The 16,963-nt window shown below is 67.2% G+C and carries 12 protein-coding genes; 6 read left to right on the top strand and 6 right to left on the bottom strand.

Features of this window, described 5'->3' with window-relative positions; all coding sequences use genetic code 11:
- Positions 1-11: 11 nt before the first annotated feature.
- From ACHMWQ_RS02925 to ACHMWQ_RS02910, 4 genes are all read left to right on the top strand, one after another.
- Positions 12-983 carry an ATP-grasp fold amidoligase family protein gene (locus ACHMWQ_RS02925; RefSeq protein WP_396306343.1) on the top strand — a complete coding sequence of 324 codons (972 nt, stop codon included), beginning with the start codon at positions 12-14 and terminating at the stop codon, positions 981-983.
- 136 nt (positions 984-1,119) lie between these two features.
- Entirely contained in the window at positions 1,120-2,367 is a 1,248-nt protein-coding gene (locus ACHMWQ_RS02920) for a D-amino acid dehydrogenase (RefSeq protein WP_396306342.1), read from the top strand.
- A 462-nt stretch (positions 2,368-2,829) separates the two neighbouring features.
- On the top strand, positions 2,830-3,246 hold the full coding sequence (gene rnk, locus ACHMWQ_RS02915) for a nucleoside diphosphate kinase regulator (RefSeq protein ID WP_354552865.1): 417 nt from the start codon (positions 2,830-2,832) through the stop codon (positions 3,244-3,246).
- 40 nt (positions 3,247-3,286) lie between these two features.
- Positions 3,287-5,332 (top strand): VTT domain-containing protein, encoded by a 2,046-nt coding sequence (locus ACHMWQ_RS02910; protein WP_396306341.1) that lies wholly within the window; start codon positions 3,287-3,289, stop codon positions 5,330-5,332.
- Here the strand turns inward: ACHMWQ_RS02910 and ACHMWQ_RS02905 are convergent.
- The 5 genes from ACHMWQ_RS02905 to ACHMWQ_RS02885 form a co-directional block, all read right to left on the bottom strand.
- Positions 5,292-6,254, bottom strand: coding sequence for a nucleoside hydrolase (locus tag ACHMWQ_RS02905; RefSeq protein WP_396306340.1), 963 nt, complete (start codon positions 6,252-6,254; stop codon positions 5,292-5,294). The two genes, ACHMWQ_RS02910 and ACHMWQ_RS02905, sit on opposite strands and share 41 nt — an antisense overlap.
- An 88-nt stretch (positions 6,255-6,342) precedes the next feature.
- On the bottom strand, positions 6,343-7,257 hold the full coding sequence (locus ACHMWQ_RS02900) for an ABC transporter permease (protein ID WP_396306339.1): 915 nt from the start codon (positions 7,255-7,257) through the stop codon (positions 6,343-6,345).
- Positions 7,254-8,345, bottom strand: coding sequence for an ABC transporter permease (locus tag ACHMWQ_RS02895; protein ID WP_354552858.1), 1,092 nt, complete (start codon positions 8,343-8,345; stop codon positions 7,254-7,256). Before ACHMWQ_RS02895 ends, ACHMWQ_RS02900 begins: the two co-directional genes overlap by 4 nt.
- The gene (locus tag ACHMWQ_RS02890) at positions 8,342-9,868 is read right to left on the bottom strand and encodes an ABC transporter ATP-binding protein (RefSeq protein ID WP_396306338.1); all 1,527 of its coding nucleotides are present in this window, start codon (positions 9,866-9,868) and stop codon (positions 8,342-8,344) included. The genes ACHMWQ_RS02895 and ACHMWQ_RS02890 overlap by 4 nt, the downstream gene beginning before the upstream one ends.
- A gap of 41 nt (positions 9,869-9,909) precedes the next feature.
- The gene (locus ACHMWQ_RS02885; RefSeq protein ID WP_396306337.1) at positions 9,910-11,028 is read right to left on the bottom strand and encodes a BMP family ABC transporter substrate-binding protein; all 1,119 of its coding nucleotides are present in this window, start codon (positions 11,026-11,028) and stop codon (positions 9,910-9,912) included.
- A gap of 264 nt (positions 11,029-11,292) precedes the next feature.
- Here ACHMWQ_RS02885 and ACHMWQ_RS02880 point away from each other — a divergent pair, with 264 nt between their 5' ends.
- Positions 11,293-12,288: a LacI family DNA-binding transcriptional regulator gene (locus ACHMWQ_RS02880; RefSeq protein WP_396306336.1), complete on the top strand. Its 996-nt coding sequence runs from the start codon at positions 11,293-11,295 to the stop codon at positions 12,286-12,288.
- A 176-nt stretch (positions 12,289-12,464) separates the two neighbouring features.
- On the opposite strand, the gene ACHMWQ_RS02875 is transcribed toward ACHMWQ_RS02880, so the two are convergent.
- The gene (locus ACHMWQ_RS02875) at positions 12,465-13,334 is read right to left on the bottom strand and encodes a 2OG-Fe(II) oxygenase family protein (RefSeq protein ID WP_396306335.1); all 870 of its coding nucleotides are present in this window, start codon (positions 13,332-13,334) and stop codon (positions 12,465-12,467) included.
- A 320-nt stretch (positions 13,335-13,654) separates the two neighbouring features.
- Here ACHMWQ_RS02875 and ACHMWQ_RS02870 point away from each other — a divergent pair, with 320 nt between their 5' ends.
- Positions 13,655-16,219 carry a DNA translocase FtsK gene (locus tag ACHMWQ_RS02870; protein WP_396306334.1) on the top strand — a complete coding sequence of 855 codons (2,565 nt, stop codon included), beginning with the start codon at positions 13,655-13,657 and terminating at the stop codon, positions 16,217-16,219.
- Positions 16,220-16,963 lie beyond the last annotated feature (744 nt).

The following is a 16,963-nucleotide window of genomic DNA, read 5'->3' as shown; positions in this document are numbered from 1 at the left end:
AAATCCAGAGCATGCCCGGTCGCCTGCTGGCCCGTTCGATCGACGCGTCGCTCCATGCCACGCATCGCAAGGCGACCCGCGCCTTTCGGGCGGAAATCGGCCAGCTGCCCCGCGTCGCGCTGCCGGTCAGCTATAGCGACAAGATGTTCTGGCGCCGGGTATTCGACCGCAACCCGGCCTTCATCGCCCATTGCGACAAGCTGCAGGCAAAGCGCCTGTTCCAGCAGCAGGAAGTCGCGGTCGCGGAAGTGCTGTGGCAAGGCACGGACCCGGCCGATCTGCCCGCCTCGCTGCAGGATGCGGACGTTGTCGTGAAGATGAACGCCGCCTGCGACCGCAACTGGTTCTTCCGCCATCGGCGCGGCGACGCGGCCCTCTTCCTCGCCACCTGCCAGGGCTGGCTGGAGCAGACCTTTGGCGTCGAGGCGCTGGAATGGGCCTATGGCATGGCGCCGAAGCGCCTGTTTGCCGAACGCACGATCGCTCCGGATCCGCGCGCCATCGACGAGATCAAGGTCCATCTCTTTTCCGGCGAGGTGTTCTACGCGCTGATCTATCGGGGCGAGAAGACGGAGGATGGCCGGTCGGGCATCTTCGATGCGGCGGGACGCCGGCTGCGCGTCACCAATTCCACCGTCGCAAAGGATCCCGGCCGCGCGCTGCCAGCGCAGTACCGCGTGCCGGATTGCTATTCTCGCGCGATCGCCGTCGCGCGGCGGCTGGCGGAGGGGACGGACTATTTGCGGGTCGACTTCATGGTGGTCGACGGCAAGCTCTATGGCGGCGAGATCACGCCGTATCCCTCGGCCGGCTTGATGACCAATTCGGATCCTGCCGTGCTGGCGCAGATGGGGCGTTGCTGGGATCTCCGGCAGTCATGGTTCCTCGCCACGCCGCAAACGGGATGGCGCGCCCTCTACCAGGCGATGCTGCGCCGGCATGTGGAACGGCTGGGCGTCGATCCGATTCCGGAGCTCGCCTGAGCGATCTGCGGCGTCCTCGTCCGGGAGCCGCAACGATCGCTTGATCGGCGGCGCGAGTTCCGCTTGAACGGTAGCGGCGCTGCTCGGGCGGCGGCCGGAATCGCCCGGATTCCGGCGATGAGAATTCGGGGAAGCAATGCGCATAGTCGTGCTCGGCGCCGGCGTGATCGGCGTGACGACGGCCTGGTATCTGGCCGAGGCCGGACACCACGTCACGGTGATCGAGAAGAACCCTTCGGCCGGGCACGGCACCAGCTATGCCAATGCGGCGCAGATCTCGCCGGCGCTGTCCTCGCCCTGGGCCTTTCCGGGCCTGATCGGCAAGGCGGCGTCTTGGATCTTCGCCAAGCATGCGCCGCTTATCGTCAGCCGCATGCCGGATCTTGCCATGAGCCAGTTTCTCTGGCGGATGTGGCGCGCCTCCAGCGTCGAGCAGTATCTGGCCGCCAAGCGCAACATGGTGCGGCTCGCCGAATATTCGCGCGACTGCACCGACGCCATGCGGGCCGAGATCGGCATCGAATATGACGGTCGCCAGAAGGGGCTGATCGTCGCTTTCCGCGAGGCGGCGCAGGCGGAGGGCTACCGGCGCGACCTCGCCGTGCTTGACGAGCTCGGCGTTCCCCATCGCAGCCTCGGCCGCGACGACCTGCTTTCGCTGGAGCCCAACATCGATCCCACCAGCGGGGTGGTGGGCGGCGTGCTGCTGGAAACCGATCAGACCGGCGACTGCTTCCTGTTCACCCAGGCGCTGGCGGAGCGATGCGCGGAACGGGGCGTCAGTTTCCTCTACGGCCAGGCCGCCGAAAAGCTGGTCATCGAACGAGAAAAGGTCATCGGCGTCGTTGCCGGGGGCAAGACGATCGAGGCGGATGCCGTGGTCGTGGCGCTCGGCATCTGGTCGAAGGGCCTGCTGGAGCCGCATGGCATCAAGGTGCCGATCTATCCGGTGAAGGGCTATTCGCTCACCATCGAAGCGCATTCGGATGCGGTCGGCCCGGTCAGCACCGTCTCGGACGAATCGATGAAGGTCGGCCACACCAATCTGGAGAACCGCATCCGGGTCGGCGGCACGGCGGAACTCGCTGGCTATGATTTCTCCCGGCCGGAGAAGCGCTATGAGGGGCTGATCGCTTCGCTCCGCATGCTGTTTCCCAAGGTGCCGCAGGCGGCGATCGATGCAGCGGAGCGCTGGTCCGGCCTGCGTCCCGTCACGCCGGACGGCCCGCCGCGCATCGGCGCCTGCCGCTATCCCAATCTCTATTTGAACAGCGGCCACGGCACGCTGGGCTGGACCATGGCCTGCGGCTCCGGCAAGGCGCTCGCCGACCAGATCTCGGGGCAGCGCCCCGAGGTCGACATCGCCTCCTTCGCCCCGCGCTAGAGCCGACGTCTCTTCGGCAGGCCCCGTGCGGCTCGCACGCCCTCCCCGGGAGGCATTTTCGCGTGGTGCGAGACATGTCCGGGAAGACGTGCCGGTGTTTCACGTGTGACACTCGCCGGGTTTGACTTTCCTGCCAGTGTGCTTATGTCTTGAGCACCATGCTGAGCCATTCGACCTTTCGCCGTTTCCTGCACCACGCAGGTCTTCTGATCGCGGGCCACTAGCCCCGGGTTCGGCGTGCGCCTTCGCCCCGGACACGGGGCTGCTGCCAGCATGACTGCTCTTTCAATCCATTCCATCCGACTCGATCGCCATGCATGATTGCGCAAGGAGATCCTGGAAGCCGCTACCGCCCTTCGCCGCCGAGCGCTGCGGGAGAGGCGGGCTCTGCATCGGATCATTCCCAGGACGATCGCCGCTTCAGCGCGAGCCGTCCCCGACCAAACCTTGGAGACCATCGCCATGACCACCCGCAGCGCCAGCCGCGCGAAGCCCCGGATCACCATCCTCGCTGCCGATCACGAGCGGCTTTCGACGCTCGCCCGCGCGGCCACGCACACGGTTCCCGATGTCGCGGCGGTACTGACGGAGGAACTCGACCGTGCGCGGATCGTCGCCGATGGCAAGCGCGCCCATCCCTTCGTGCGCATGGGCCATGAGGTCGAGTTCCGCGACGATACGGCCGGTACCGTGCGCAAGGTGACGCTGGTCTATCCGGAAGATGCCGATATCGGCCAGGGCCGCATCTCCGTTCTGACCCCGATCGGCGCGGCGCTGATCGGCGTCGGCGTCGGCGAATCGATCAGCTGGGAGACCCGCAATGGCGACATCAAACGCCTGACCGTCCTCCAGATCGGCAACACCGAGGCCGCCGCCTGATGCAGCGCCGGGCCCATCCAGGCCGCGGCCGGACGCTGTCATGAACGATTGGCTGCAGTCCTTCATCGACTTGGTTGCCCAGCACCCGCATTGGGCGGGCCTGCTCGTCTTCGTTACCGCCATGGCCGAATCGATCGCGGTTATCGGCATGTTCGTGCCAGGAACGGCGATCCTGATCGCCATCGGGGCGGTGGTCGGCCTGGGGGATCTGCCGCTTTGGCCGGTCCTGCTCTGGGCGACGCTCGGCGCGATCGCCGGCGATGGCGTCTCCTACTGGCTAGGCCATCGCTACAAGGAGCGGATCCGCGCCACCTGGCCGCTCCGCGAGCGACCCGAGCTGTTCGACAAGGGCGAGGCGTTCTTCCATCGCTTCGGCGCGATGAGCGTGGCGATCGGCCGGTTCGTGCCCGGCGTTCGCGCCATCATCCCGGTGGTGGCCGGGGTCGTCGGCATGAAGCCCCTGCGCTTCTATGTCGTCAACATCCTCTCGGCCCTTGTCTGGGCGCCGGCCCATATCCTGCCCGGCGCCGGCATGGGACTGGCGCTCGGCGTGCTCGGGTCGATCGCCGGACGGCTGGTCGCCCTCGTCGTTGGCGCGCTGATTCTGGCGGGCCTCGCCATCTGGGCGCTCCATCTCGCCATACGCTGGATCGCGCCCAGCCTCGCGCGGCGCTATCGCCATTTCGTCATCGGCTGCAAGCGGCGCGGCACATGGCTCGACCGCGCCGTCGTCTATGTCCTCGATCCCGACGATCCCGGCACCTCGACGCTGATCGTCATGGGCATCGCGGTGATCGCGCTGGCGCGGGCCTTTGTCGGCCTCGCCGAAGACGTTTTCATGCGCGAGCCGATCACCCGCATGGATGCCGCGATCTCGACGCTGGTACAGGGCTGGCGGACGCCGGCGCTCGACAAGGCGATGATCGCCATCACCAGCGTCGGCGACGGTGTTGTCATCACCGCCGTGCTTGCTGCGGCCGCGCTCTGGATCCTGTCGCATGGCAAGCGGAAGCTGGCCGGCGGGCTGGTCGTGACCCTGGCGCTGGCGGCGCTGTCGGTCCCGCTCCTGAAAAGCGTGCTGCTCATTCCCCGGCCGATCGATCTCTATTCCGGGGCCGATGCCTTCAGCTTCCCGAGCGGCCACGCCACGTCCACCGCCGCGCTTTATGCCTCGATCGCCTGGCTGGCGACGCATAATGCCGCGCTGCGCTGGAAGATCGTCGGCTTCGGGCTGGCTGGGCTGCTGATCGCAGCGGTCGCCGCCTCGCGCGTCTATCTTGCCGCGCATTGGCCATCCGATGTGCTGGCCGGCCTGATGCTGGGTTCGGCGCTGGCGGCGATCTACGCGCTGGTTTTCCGCCGCACGGATATCCGCGCCATGCAGCCCTGGCGTTTCGCTGCCGTCGTCGTGGTGGCGCTCGCCGTTGCGGGCGGCGTGCGGATCTACCTGCATTTCCCGACCGCGCTCGAGGCCTACCGGCCGCGCATGCCCGAAACGACGCTGGTCGAGGCCAACTGGCTCGATGGCGGCTGGAGCACGCTGCCGGCGCAGCGCTGGGAGCTGGACGGCTCCGAAGGTGGCGCGCTGCTGCTGCAGGCCGATGTCGATGTCGCGACGTTGCGCGCCGCGCTGGTCGCCGCCGGTTGGCAGGAAGCGCCCTCGGGAGATGCCGTCGCCATGGCGCGGTTCCTGTCGCCGGATGCGACGCTGGCGCAGCTGCCGCCCTTGCCGCTCACCCATGTCGGCCGCTTCGCGGCGCTGACCCTGGTGCGCCCGCTCGGGTCCGACAGCCGGCTGGTGCTGCGCTTCTGGCCGACGACGAATCCCGCCGTCGACGACGCGACCCGGCAGCCGATCCATCTCGGCGCGGTGACGCGGGAGACGATCCGCCACCCGCTGCGCCTCGTCACGCTGCTGCATGACGTGGAAGTTCCGCCCGAGGAGCAACTGGCTGCCATCGGCCCGCTCGCGGGCATCGACGCCCAGCCGCGCAGCCTCGGCGACCGGCGGGTCCTGCTGTTGACCCTGCCGGCGCCGGTCGCGCCTATGCCCCGCGGAGAATCGTCTGACGGTACAACGCCTTGAAGCGCTCGGCATCGACCTCGGTGCAGATCTTGTGCGACGGCCGGTTGTCCCAGTCGCCGGGCGGGAAGGCGTAGCCATCCGGCTTCTGGATGGTCTGGCCGATCGCCATGCCCTCGGTGATGACACGGATCGCGCCGCTTCGCGTCGTGAACAGGGTAGGATCGATCAGGTAGGCGACGGCCGAGGAATCGTGCACGAACATGTTCGGCACGCCGGCCGCATGGTGGAAGGCGACATAGAAGCGGGTGATGTCCCAGATGAACTGGCCGGCTTCGCCGCCGTCGCGTGCCAGCGCTTCCAGATATTCGGTCGTAAGCTGCGTACGCTGGGTGACGTCGAGGCCGACCATGGTGATCGGCCAGCTGCCGCCGGTCACCTCGTCGGCGGCGAGCGGGTCGCCGATGATGTTGGCCTCGGCCGCCGGCGTGACATTGCCGTGGTTGCCATGGAAGCCGAAGGCGCCGCCCATGATGACGACCTGCCTGACCAGGCCGGCGATTTCCGGGTCCTCGCGCAGTGCCAGCGCCAGATTGGTCATGCGGCCGACCGCAACGATGGCGATCTCGCCCGGGCTTTCCCGCACGAGGTCGATGATCAGCCGGTGCGCCGGGCGCGGGTCGACCGTCTTGGCGATGGTATCGGGCAGCGCGATATCGCCCAGCGCATTATGGCCATGGACGTAATGCGGCGGCTCGCCGGCCGGGCCTACCAGCGGCGTGGCCGGGCCCTGCGCGACGGGAACGTCGATGCCGAAGCGCTCGGCCAGGTAGAGCGCGTTGCGGGTGGTCGTCTCGATCGTGCCGTTGCCCAGCGTCGTCGTGATGCCGACCAGCTCGATTTCCGGCGCGTGGTGCAGGAAGAGCAGCGCCATGGCGTCGTCGACGCCGGGATCGGTGTCGAAGATGACCTTGATCTTGTTCATGCGGAGAATTTCCTTTGGCTGTCGGTCCCGTCCGGCCGGGATACGGCGGTCGGGCAAGAACGGAAGGGGTGGCGCCTTCGCCGGGGAATCACGCCCGCGCCAGCTGGCGCTGGCGGCGGCGGGCGTGGACGACGAGGGCGATGACGGGGACGAGATAGGGCACGGTCTGCATCAGCTCGCTGGGCAGGCCCGCGCCTTGCAGCGCGATCGACGCGGCCTCGGCAAGCCCGAGCAGCAGCGAGGCGAACATCGTGCCCGAGGCGCTGCCATGGCCCATCACCTCAGCGGCAAGCGCGATGAAGCCGCGGCCGGCGCTCATGTTCTGCGAGAACCAGCTGACATAGCCCATCGACAGGAACGCGCCCGCAGCGCCGGCGAAGACGCCGGACGTCACCAGCGCGCCGATCTGCACGCGGCGGACATTGATGCCGGCAATGGCCGCCGATTCCGGATTTTCGCCGACCGCGCGCAGCCGCAGTCCCATCGGCGTGCGCATCAGGAACAGGCCGACGCCCGGCACTGCCAGGAAGGCGGCATAGGTCAGGATGTGATGGCCGGATAGCAGCGTGCCGAGCATTGGGATGCCGGCGATGACGGGGATGGTGAGATGGGGCAGCACCTTGCTCGACAGCGAGCCCGACATCCCCTTGTCGCCCGTCAGCATGAAGAGCAGCAGCGTCGTGCCAGCGGCGGCCGCCATGTTGAGGGCGATGCCGGACAGGATCAGGTCGGATTTCAGCACATGCACGGCGAAGGAGAGCAGGGCGCCGAGCAGGCCACCTGCAATTAGAGCGGCGAGGAAGCCTAGCGACGCGCTGCCGGTCGCGGCGCTGACCACGACGCCGGCAAAGGCGCCGGTGAGCATCATGCCCTCGACGCCGATATTGAGCACGCCGGCGCGCTCGGAGATCAGCACGCCAAGGGCTGCGAGCAGGATCGGCGTGGTGACGCGCAGGATGGCCGGGATGAAGGTGATGAGGGAAGCGAGATCGAAATCGGTCATGCGACGCTTCCCTCGACGGCCTTGGTTTCCTGGGCCGGGCTGGCGGCCGGCTTCTTGCCCGCGACGAGGCGGATCAGGCGCGGGTTTCGCATGATCGCCTGGGCGGTGACGACGATCAGGACCAGGGCCTGGATCAATCCGACCGCCTCGCTCGGCACGTCGAAATTGCGGGCGATCAGGTCGCCGCCGACCTGCAGGTAGGAGAGGAACAGCGCGGCCGGGATCAGCAGGATCGGGTTGTCGCGGGCGAGGATCGCCACGACGACGCCTGTCCAGCCATTGCCGGGAAGCGACTGCCAGGAGAAGCGCTGGTAGAGGCCGAGCATCTCGATGCCGCCGGCCCCGGCGGCGATCAGGCCGCCGATTACCTGCGAACGCAGCAGGATCGAGCGGATCGGCAGGCCGAGATGGGCGGCGAAGCTAGGATTGGAGCCGACGATGCGCGCCTCGAAGCCGGCCCGCGTCATGAACAGGTACACGGCGCCGAGGCCGCAGGCGGCCAGCGCGATCAGCGTGCCGAGATGGATGCGTGTGCCGGTGATGAGCTTCGGCAGCTTGGCCTCGGCCGGGATCTTGAACGACACCATGGCGCCGGCGGCGGGATCGCGCAGGAAGTAGTTGACGACGAACAGGCCGATGAACAGGGCGGCGAAGTTCAACATCAGCGACGAGACCAGTTCGGACGCGTCATAGCGGGCGCGCAGATAGCCCGGCACGGCGCAGACGCTGGACCCGACGACGGCGCCGACGAGAATGCCGACCGGCGCCATGGCGAAGGCGGGCAGCGGCACCAGCAGCACGGTCGCGACGGTGGCGAGGCCGCCGAGGAAGAACGCGCCCTCGACGCCGAGATTGAACATGCCGGCCCGGAACATCACGGCGACGGCGAGCCCGCACATCATCGCCGGCGTCGCCATCTCGATGATGTTGCCGGTATGGCGCGGATTGCGGAACGGGCCGAACACAAAGGTATCGAGCACGGCGAGCGGATCGGGAAGGCTCATGGCGATCGGCACGAGCACGATGCCGACGACCAGAACCAGCAGGATGGCGGTGATGACGAAGGACGCGAAAGCGGAGCGGATCATGCGGCGCTCTCCAGCCCGAGCATGTAGGGGCCGAGCCGTTCCGGCGTCAGGCCGGGTTCGTTCTCCAACCGGGCGACGATGCGGCCGGCATAGAGGATGACGATGCGGTCGGAGAGAGTCAGCAGTTCGTCGAGATCGGCAGTGATCAGCAGCACGGCGCCGCCCTTGGCCGCAAGCTCCGCGAGCCGCTCATGCAGGAAGGCGGCGGCGGCGACGTCGATGCCGCGCGTCGGCTGGTCGGCGATCATGAAATGCGGCTCGGTGGCGAATTCGCGCGCTGCGATCAGCTTCTGCGCATTGCCGCCGGAAAGCGCCGAGAGGGGCGCGTTCGGGCCGGGGCAGCGCACCTTGTAGCGCGCGATCATCTCCTCCGTCCGCGTCTCCATCGCGCGGCGCTTCAGGAAAGGGCCGGTCGAGAAGGCGGCGAGGCGGTGGGCGCCGGCCATCGCATTCTCGACCAGCGTCATGCGCTTCGAGCCGCCATCCTGGAACCGGTCGGCCGGCAGGTGGGCGAGGCCAAGCCGACGCAACGCCGCCGTGCCGAGGCCGGCGGTGGGCTTGCCCTCATAGGTGATGGCGCCTGCCGTCGGCTGGGCGCGGCCGGTCAGCAGCGAGACGAGGCCGCGCTGGCCGCTGCCATCGACGCCGGCGACCCCGAGGATTTCGCCGGCATGCACGGTCAGGTCGATGCCCTCCACGCGGTCATTGGCGTCGCGGGCCTTCAGATGAACGCCGGTGACGACGACGCGTGGCGCGCCGGAGGACCGGCCGCCGCGCTTCAGCGCCGGGCCTGCCGCCTGGCCCATGACGAGCCGGGCGATCGCCTCGTCGTCGATGGCGGCCAGCGGCGCGTCGCCGACAAGCTTTCCCGCGCGCAGCACGGTGACATGGCTGGCTAAGGCGCGGACCTCGCGCAGCTTGTGCGAGATGAAGAGGATGGTGAGGCCCGCGGCGCGCATGTCGCGCAGCCGGTCGAACAATTCGTCGGTCTCGGGCGGGGTCAGCACGGCCGTCGGCTCGTCGAGGATCAGCACGCGGACGTCACGCGACAGCGCCTTGAGGATTTCGACCTTCTGCTGCGCGGCGACGGAGAGCGTGCGTACCGTCGCGTCCGGGTCGACGGCGAGATTGTAGCGCCGGGACAATTCCTCGACCCGGCGGCGTGCGGCCACCCGGTCGAGAAACGCACCCCGGCGCGGCTCCTGGCCCAGAACGATGTTCTCGGCGACGGAGAGCGAGGGCACCAGCGAGAAATGCTGGTGAACCATGCCGATGCCCCTTTCGGCGGCGACGCGGGGCGAGGCGATCGCCACCGCCTCGCCATCCAGCTGGATCGAACCCGATGAGGGCTGCTCGAGGCCGAACAGGATCTTCATCAGGGTCGATTTGCCGGCGCCATTTTCGCCGCAGACGGCATGGATGACGCCGGGCCGGATCGCGAACGACACGTCGTCGAGCGCGAGGGTGCCGTTGCCATAGGTCTTGGAGATGCCGGCAAAGGCGATAAGGGGCCGATCGGTCATGCGACCTCCAGGGCTATCGGGCAGGGCTTCGGAACGAAGGCTCAGGGGCGAACGCTGTCGCGCAGCGCGTTGAGCTTGTCCGTCTCCAGGCCGAAGGCCGATGTGACCTTGATCGAACCGTCGATGATGCCGGCGCGGGCCGTCTCGATCTGCTTCTTTAGATCGTCGGAGGCTAGCGTCTTCATGTTGCCGGTCTCGACCAGGCCGACGGCATTTTCCGCCAGGCCAATGGCTTCCACCTTGCCGACCGGAAGCTTGCCTTCCAGGAACAGGTCGTAGGTGCGCAGGATCGAGACGTCGATGTGCTTGACCATCGAGGTCGCCACCTTGGCGGCCATGGCCGGGTCGCTCTCCTTGAAGATCGCTTCCTGGTCGGAATTGACGCCGAGCGCCCATTTGCCGACATCCTTGGCGGCGGCGAGCTGGCCGAGGCCGGTCAGGCCGGCGACGTTGAAGCCGATCGCCGTGCCGGTGCGGTACTGCGCCAGTGCCAGTTCCTTGCCCTTGGCGGCGTCGTTGAACGAGCCGGCATAGGAGATCGCCACCTTGATGTCCGGATTGACCGACTTCGCGCCTTCAACATAGCCGGTGAGGAAATCGTTGATGACGGGGATGTCCATGCCGCCGAGGAAGCCGATCGACGTCCCCTGGTCGGCGGGAATGGTGCCGTCCTTCAGCAGGCCGGCGGCGAGGATGCCGGCAAGGTAGGAGCCCTCGTTCTGCTTGAAGACGACGGAATAGACGTTATCGTAGCCGCCCTTCTCATAGGGCATGACGCCATCGACGAGCACATAGGTCTGGTCGGGATGGTTCGGCGCGACCTCGCTCAGGATGTCGGCGATCTCGAAGGTCGAGGAGACGATCAGGTCAAAACCCTGTTCCGAGACGTCCTCGAAGGTCGGCAGCCACTTGGTCTGGTCGGTGCCCATCTCGATGACCTTGGTCTCGACCGCGTCACCGTATTTCGCCTTGATCTGCTTCATGCCGGTGGCGCCGAGATCGAAGAAGGACTTGTCGCCGAGATTGCCGTTGACGAGGAAGACCACCTTCTTCGGGCCATCGGCCAGGGCAGCGCCGGTCGAGGCAGCGAGGCCGAGCGTCGCGGTCGCGACGGAGGCGAGAAGAAGGGTGGAAAGGCCCCTGCGGGTGATATGCGCCATGATCTGGATTGTCCCTGCTCGTTGTTCGCTCTGGTTCGGGCGGATTTTCTTGGCCGGTCGCCACGGCCCGGATGACGACCGAATTGAAATCGGTTAAACGTTTTCCATGAGCTTAATCGAGGTTGTCGGCGCGTCAAGACGATTTCTCAGGCGAACATCGCCGAAGAAGCGGGCAGGGAAGGATGCGACGAGGCGTGCCTCGGTGGCTAAGGGACTGGACAGGCGGCGACGAGACGGCATGATCGCGCGAATGGGGTGGCGGGCATGAGCACGATCAAGGATGTAGCGGCGCTGGCGGGCGTATCGATCGCCACGGTCTCGCATTACATGAACAAGACCAAGGCGGTCAGCGAAGCGACGGCCGAGCGCATCGGCAAGGCGATCGCCGATCTCGACTACAGCAAGGATTCGATGGCCGCCTGGTTCAAGACGGCCCAGGTCCCGGTCATCTTCCTGGCGGCGCCGCACGCCGATACCTCGTTTTTCGACGACGTTTCGGCGGCGATCGAGGCGCGTTTCGAGCGGCACGATCTGAGCGTGTTGCGGGTGCAGATCGCGACGCTGGAAAAGATGCGGCGCGGCGGCGCCCTGGCCTCGCTGCTGCAGCGCGCGGCCGGCGTCGTCGTGCTCGGCCATTCCGACGAATGGATCGAGGACGAGGCGACGCTGGCCGCGCAATTGCCCTGCGTGATGCTGAACTGGGACCGATTGGCCGAGTTTCGCGAGCAGGGCCTGGTCGAGCATCTCGACCTCGGCGCCGAGATGGCGCTGACCTATCTGGCCGAGCGCGGCCATCGCGACATCGGCCTGATGACCGGCCCGAGCCTGCCGCGCGCGCAGGGATTGCTGGCCGGCTCGCGCAAGGCCGCCGCACGCCTCGGCCTCAATCTCGACCCGCGCTGGATGGTCGAGACGGGTTATGATTTTCTCGATGCGCGCGACCGGGCGCGGGCGATGCTGGAGAAATCGCCCCGCCCGACGGCGGTCTTCACCTATGGCACCCAGTTTGGTTTCGGCGTGCTGCAGGCCGCCTACCAGCTCGGCATCAACGTGCCCGGCGATCTCTCGGTGCTGAGCTATATCGACTGCAAGCAGACGGAGCAGTGCGCGCCGCGCCTCACCACCGTATCGCCCTCGATTCCGCAGATCGCCACGCATGTCGTGGCGCGGATTCTTACCCTGATGACCGATCCCGAGGCGACCGACGTCACCTCGCTCGACGTCGAACTGACCGAGCGCGACAGCGTGCGCGCGATCTAGGTGTCTGGCCGATGATGCAGGGTTGAAGGTGAGGTACTATCTCGAACCTCCCCAGCAGCAGGGCCCGAAGCCTTCCTTCACCTCTCCCTCAGGGAGAGGTAAGGCGCAGCGTGGCTTGAGCGGGAAGGCCCGCTTGTCGCATTGCGGGCCAGCCACTGAGACGACGGCCGCCGACGCTATTTGACGCCGAGCTGGCGCAGGCGCTCGTCCATGTAGGATTCGGCCGTGTAGCGCTCCGACAGCACCACGTCCGGGCGCGGCTGCAAAAACAGCGGAATCGAGACGCGCGAGCGGCGGGCGCCGTCGCCGGAGGGGTTCACCACGCGGTGCGTCGTCGATTTGTAGAAGCCGCCGGAAGCCTCCTGCAGCATGTCGCCGACATTGATCACCAGCGTGCCGAAATCGGACGGGACGTCGGCCCATTCGCCGGTCGCGGTCCGCAATTGCAGGCCGCGTTCGTTCGACGCCGGCAGGACGGTCAACAGGTTGATGTCCTCATGCGCCGCCGCCCGCACGGCGCCGGGCTCTTCCTCGCCGGTCAGCGGCGGATAGCGCAGGATGCGCAGCAGGGTCGCCGGACTGTCCTCGATCATCTTGGCGAGCGGCATGGAGAATTTGGCGCTGACTTCCGGTGGCGTGTGCGCCTCGACCCAGGAGAGCAGTTCCCCGGCGAATTCGCTCGCCAGCGCATAATAGCGCCGCGCCGCATCCGACACCTCGGTCGGATAGCGCCCCCAGGGGAAGACGTGGAAAAATTCCTTGAGATCGCGCTTGGTATTGCCCTTGGCCGTCTCCGAAACCGCCGAGGAAAAGAAACCGTCATGCTTCGCCTTGTCGAAGGCAAAGGCATGCTTGGCGTCGCCGTTAAAGAAGTCCAGCCATTCGGCATAGACCTCCTCGACGAGGGCCTGCGGAATCGGGTGGTCGCGAACGACGCCAAAGCCGGTGCGGTGCAGCGAATCGGTAAACAGCGCCGGCGCGGCGGGATCCTTATAGGAGACAGCGGCGACGCCGTCCTGGCTGGCCGTCGGGTCGATCGTATCCATGCGCGAGATCCCTCCTGGATAAACGTTTAACTCTCCGGCTCCACGCCGATTTCAGCAGCTTGCGTCGGCTCTCTCGTTTCGACAAGCGGGAAAATCGGGCCGGCATTTTCCCGCAATGCCGCGCTAGCGTTCGGGCCTGTTCGACAGCCGCTTCCCGCCGGCGTTGCGACGCCTGTCGGGCAGCCCTGTGGACCCCGTGCAACAGCGGCCCCGAATGGTGGATTGTCGGTCTGGCTCAAACCATTCGTTAACGCTGTTCTTCGTATTCCTGAGCGACCAGCAACGGTCGGCCAGACCGCGTACCAGGGTCAGCGACAAACATGCGTTCTTCCAATCGGCCTCCCAATCCTCTCGCCTTCATTCCCGCCGAACCGGCTGTGCCGAATTCGATGGATCGGGAGGCGCCCCGCTATGCCACTTCGTCCCGTGCGCCGGTAGCGCCCCCGGTTCCGCCGGCGCACCAGCCCGCGCCGGCCGCGCCCCGCGATGCGCCGGTGCTCGGCCCCGATGGCGAGCCGCTGCCCTCCTGGCTGCAGCCCTTCACCGCCGGCATGAACGCCCGCTTCACCCGCACGCCCGACTATCTGCGTCGCCCGCGCGGCCCCGCATCCGAGGGCGAGGGCGCGGATGGCGACGCGCCCGAGGCAGCGGCCCCGGCCGAAGTCGTTCCCGAGGTGCCCGAAACGGCCGCCCCCGAGACGGTCGAGCCAATCGCAGCGTCGGTCGAAGCGCTGGTCGAACTGGCGCCGCCGCCGCCGCCGGCCGAGACGCCGGTTTCGGACGCCGACGCGCATCAGGCCGAGATCGTCGCCGCATCGCGGCCTTCCAACATTCGCAGGCTCGAGCGTCTGATTCAGGTCGGCCGCGCCGTGCCGCCGCCGCGTGTCATCGGGCTCGAAGAGGCGCCCGTCGCCGCGCCGCGCATTCCGGCCGCCGACCTTGCCCCGGGCCGGGTTTCCCGTCCGGTCCGTCCGGAGCCCAAGGCCGAGGCGCCGGCAGCGCCCGTCACCGCCGAGGCGAAGCCCGAAGCGGTCGCGGCTCCGCTCGCCGCGGCGCCTGTCGCAACCGTGCCGCAGATCATCGCCCCGGTCCTGCGCACGCCCGAAACCCTGCTGCCCGGCTTCGTCCAGGCCTCGATTCAGGTCTGGTTCGAATGGCCGATCTGGGTCACGCCGGCGCAAAGCCTGAGCGCCCGTTCGCGCGAGCAGCGTCGCCTGCGGCGCGAGAGCTTCCTCGACTCCGTCGCCAGCGAGCCGGTGGAAGCGGCGGCGCCGCAGCCCGCTCCTGCAGCTCCCGTCGAAGTCGTTGCCGAGGCCCAGCCCGCGCCGGTTCGCGCCGAGACGGTCGTCAGCTTCCATGCCGGCGAGTACGAGTTGCCGCCGCTCGAGCTGCTGGCCGAGCCGCCGGTCACCGAGCCGCCTTTCGAGCTCTCGGCCGAATATCTCGACCAGAACTCGACCTTCCTGCAGCAGACGCTGCGCGATTTCGGCGTTCGCGGCGAGATCATCGACGCCAATCCCGGCCCGGTCGTCACGCTCTATGAGCTGGAGCCGGCGCCCGGCACCAAGTCGAGCCGCGTTATCGGCCTTTCCGGCGACATCGCCCGCTCGATGAGCGCGGTATCCGCGCGCGTCGCTGTGGTCGAAGGCCGCAACGTCATCGGCATCGAGCTGCCCAACCAGACCCGCGAAACGGTCTGGCTGCGCGAACTGATGGCCAGCCAGGATTTCGCCGAAGCCAAGGCCAAGCTCGGCCTCTGCCTCGGCAAGACCATCGGCGGCGAACCGGTGATCGCCGATCTCGCCCGTATGCCGCATCTGCTCGTCGCCGGCACCACCGGCTCCGGCAAGTCGGTCGCGATCAACACCATGATCCTGTCGCTGCTCTACCGGCATCGCCCGGAAGAATGCCGCCTGATCATGATCGATCCGAAGATGCTGGAGCTTTCGGTCTATGAGGGCATCCCGCATCTTCTGACCCCCGTCGTCACCGACCCGAAGAAGGCGGTCACCGCCCTGAAATGGGCCGTGCGCGAGATGGAGGAGCGCTACAAGAAGATGTCGCGCCTCGGCGTGCGCAACATTGACGGCTTCAACGTCCGCGTCGCCGAGGCTCGCGCCAATGGCGAGGTCATCACCCGCACGATCGATACCGGTTTCGACCGGACGACGGGCGAGATGACCCAGGAAGAGCAGGTGATGGATCTGACCCATCTGCCTTTCATCGTCGTGATCATCGACGAGATGGCGGATCTGATGATGGTCGCCGGCAAGGAGATCGAAAGCGCCGTGCAGCGTCTGGCGCAGATGGCCCGCGCCGCCGGCATCCATCTGGTGATGGCGACGCAGCGTCCCTCGGTCGATGTCATAACCGGCACGATCAAGGCGAATTTCCCGACCCGCATCTCGTTCCAGGTTACGTCGAAGATCGACAGCCGCACTATCCTCGGCGAGATGGGCGCCGAACAGCTGCTCGGCCAGGGCGACATGCTCTACATGGCCGGCGGCGGCCGCATCACCCGCGTGCACGGCCCGTTCGTGAGCGATCTCGAGGTCGAGCATGTCGTGGCGCATCTGAAGCGGCAGGGCCGTCCGGAATATCTAGACGCCGTCACCGCCAGCGACGAGGAGGCCGATGAGGCCGCCCCGGTCGAGGAAGACGTCGCCGTGTTCGACAAGAGTTCCATGGGCGAGGAAGGCGGCGACGCCTATGAGCAGGCGGTGGCCGTCGTGCTGCGCGACCGCAAGGCTTCCACGTCCTACATCCAGCGCCGCCTGCAGGTCGGCTACAACCGCGCCGCCTCGATCATGGAGCGGATGGAGCAGGAAGGCATTGTCGGCCCCGCCAACCACGCGGGCAAACGCGAGATCTTTATGGAGCGCTAGGGGAAAGTCATTTCCCCGGTCTCTATCCCAACACCTTCAGACGGCGGCCTTCGGGCCGCCGTTTCTGTTTCGCGGCCGCCCCATTCTCGATCTCCGCTCGGGATGGTCTCGTAGGCAGCTGGCCCGCGGGCTGTCTTTCCTCATCCTCTCTGAGGGACCCGGATCAATCCGAGCCTCGAAGGTTGCACCGACCTGTGAATGTGGACAGAGGGAAGGGCGCCCAGGAGGCGAGGCACACACCTGCCGGTGGCGTACCCTCTGCCTCATCCTGAGGTGCCGCCGCAGGCGGCCTCGAAGGACGCACGATTCTGGCGTGCGCTGCGCTGCAAAGGCAGGGATCGAGACGTTCGCAGGCCAGCCTGCTGCTTCGCGTGCTCCGGTTTTGCCGATGGACGCGGCCTCGTCTCGGCGGTTGCTTGCCGGTGTGGCGTTGATTAACGAACGTTAATCTTTTCAGTCGCTTAGCTGTAAGCGGCGGGATCCCGGGGGTTCCCGTGGATCTGGCTGTGCCTTGTCCACAGGTTGGGCTTTGGCTTTCGGGATGTGTTTCGGAAGGTTCGGATTTGGGTTGACGGTTGTTGGGTTGGGGCCTATAACCCGGCTCAAGAACGCGGGCGGCACCGCTGCCGGCGAACGGAAAACTCGTCTCTGAGTTTTGTTATTTGGGTGCTTGACGGGTTGTCTTTGGATGACTAGATAGGCGCCTCTGGTTCGGCCGGGTCTGATGGTTCTTGGGGTTCTCGT

This window comes from Kaistia sp. UC242_56 (genome assembly GCF_044452255.1).
In the GTDB taxonomy this organism is placed as follows: domain Bacteria; phylum Pseudomonadota; class Alphaproteobacteria; order Rhizobiales; family Kaistiaceae; genus Kaistia; species Kaistia defluvii_A.
This window is presented reverse-complemented; position numbering and strand designations above follow the sequence as displayed.

Excerpts from the sequence above, each read along its gene's own strand:
- ACHMWQ_RS02925 (WP_396306343.1), top strand. The coding sequence starts at position 12 with ATGCCCGGTCGCCTGCTGGCCCGTTCGATCGACGCGTCGCTCCATGCC.
- ACHMWQ_RS02920 (WP_396306342.1), top strand. The coding sequence starts at position 1,120 with ATGCGCATAGTCGTGCTCGGCGCCGGCGTGATCGGCGTGACGACGGCC.
- rnk (WP_354552865.1), top strand. The coding sequence starts at position 2,830 with ATGACCACCCGCAGCGCCAGCCGCGCGAAGCCCCGGATCACCATCCTC.
- ACHMWQ_RS02910 (WP_396306341.1), top strand. The coding sequence starts at position 3,287 with ATGAACGATTGGCTGCAGTCCTTCATCGACTTGGTTGCCCAGCACCCG.
- ACHMWQ_RS02905 (WP_396306340.1), bottom strand. The coding sequence starts at position 6,254 with ATGAACAAGATCAAGGTCATCTTCGACACCGATCCCGGCGTCGACGAC.
- ACHMWQ_RS02900 (WP_396306339.1), bottom strand. The coding sequence starts at position 7,257 with ATGACCGATTTCGATCTCGCTTCCCTCATCACCTTCATCCCGGCCATC.
- ACHMWQ_RS02895 (WP_354552858.1), bottom strand. The coding sequence starts at position 8,345 with ATGATCCGCTCCGCTTTCGCGTCCTTCGTCATCACCGCCATCCTGCTG.
- ACHMWQ_RS02890 (WP_396306338.1), bottom strand. The coding sequence starts at position 9,868 with ATGACCGATCGGCCCCTTATCGCCTTTGCCGGCATCTCCAAGACCTAT.
- ACHMWQ_RS02885 (WP_396306337.1), bottom strand. The coding sequence starts at position 11,028 with ATGGCGCATATCACCCGCAGGGGCCTTTCCACCCTTCTTCTCGCCTCC.
- ACHMWQ_RS02880 (WP_396306336.1), top strand. The coding sequence starts at position 11,293 with ATGAGCACGATCAAGGATGTAGCGGCGCTGGCGGGCGTATCGATCGCC.
- ACHMWQ_RS02875 (WP_396306335.1), bottom strand. The coding sequence starts at position 13,334 with ATGGATACGATCGACCCGACGGCCAGCCAGGACGGCGTCGCCGCTGTC.
- ACHMWQ_RS02870 (WP_396306334.1), top strand. The coding sequence starts at position 13,655 with ATGCGTTCTTCCAATCGGCCTCCCAATCCTCTCGCCTTCATTCCCGCC.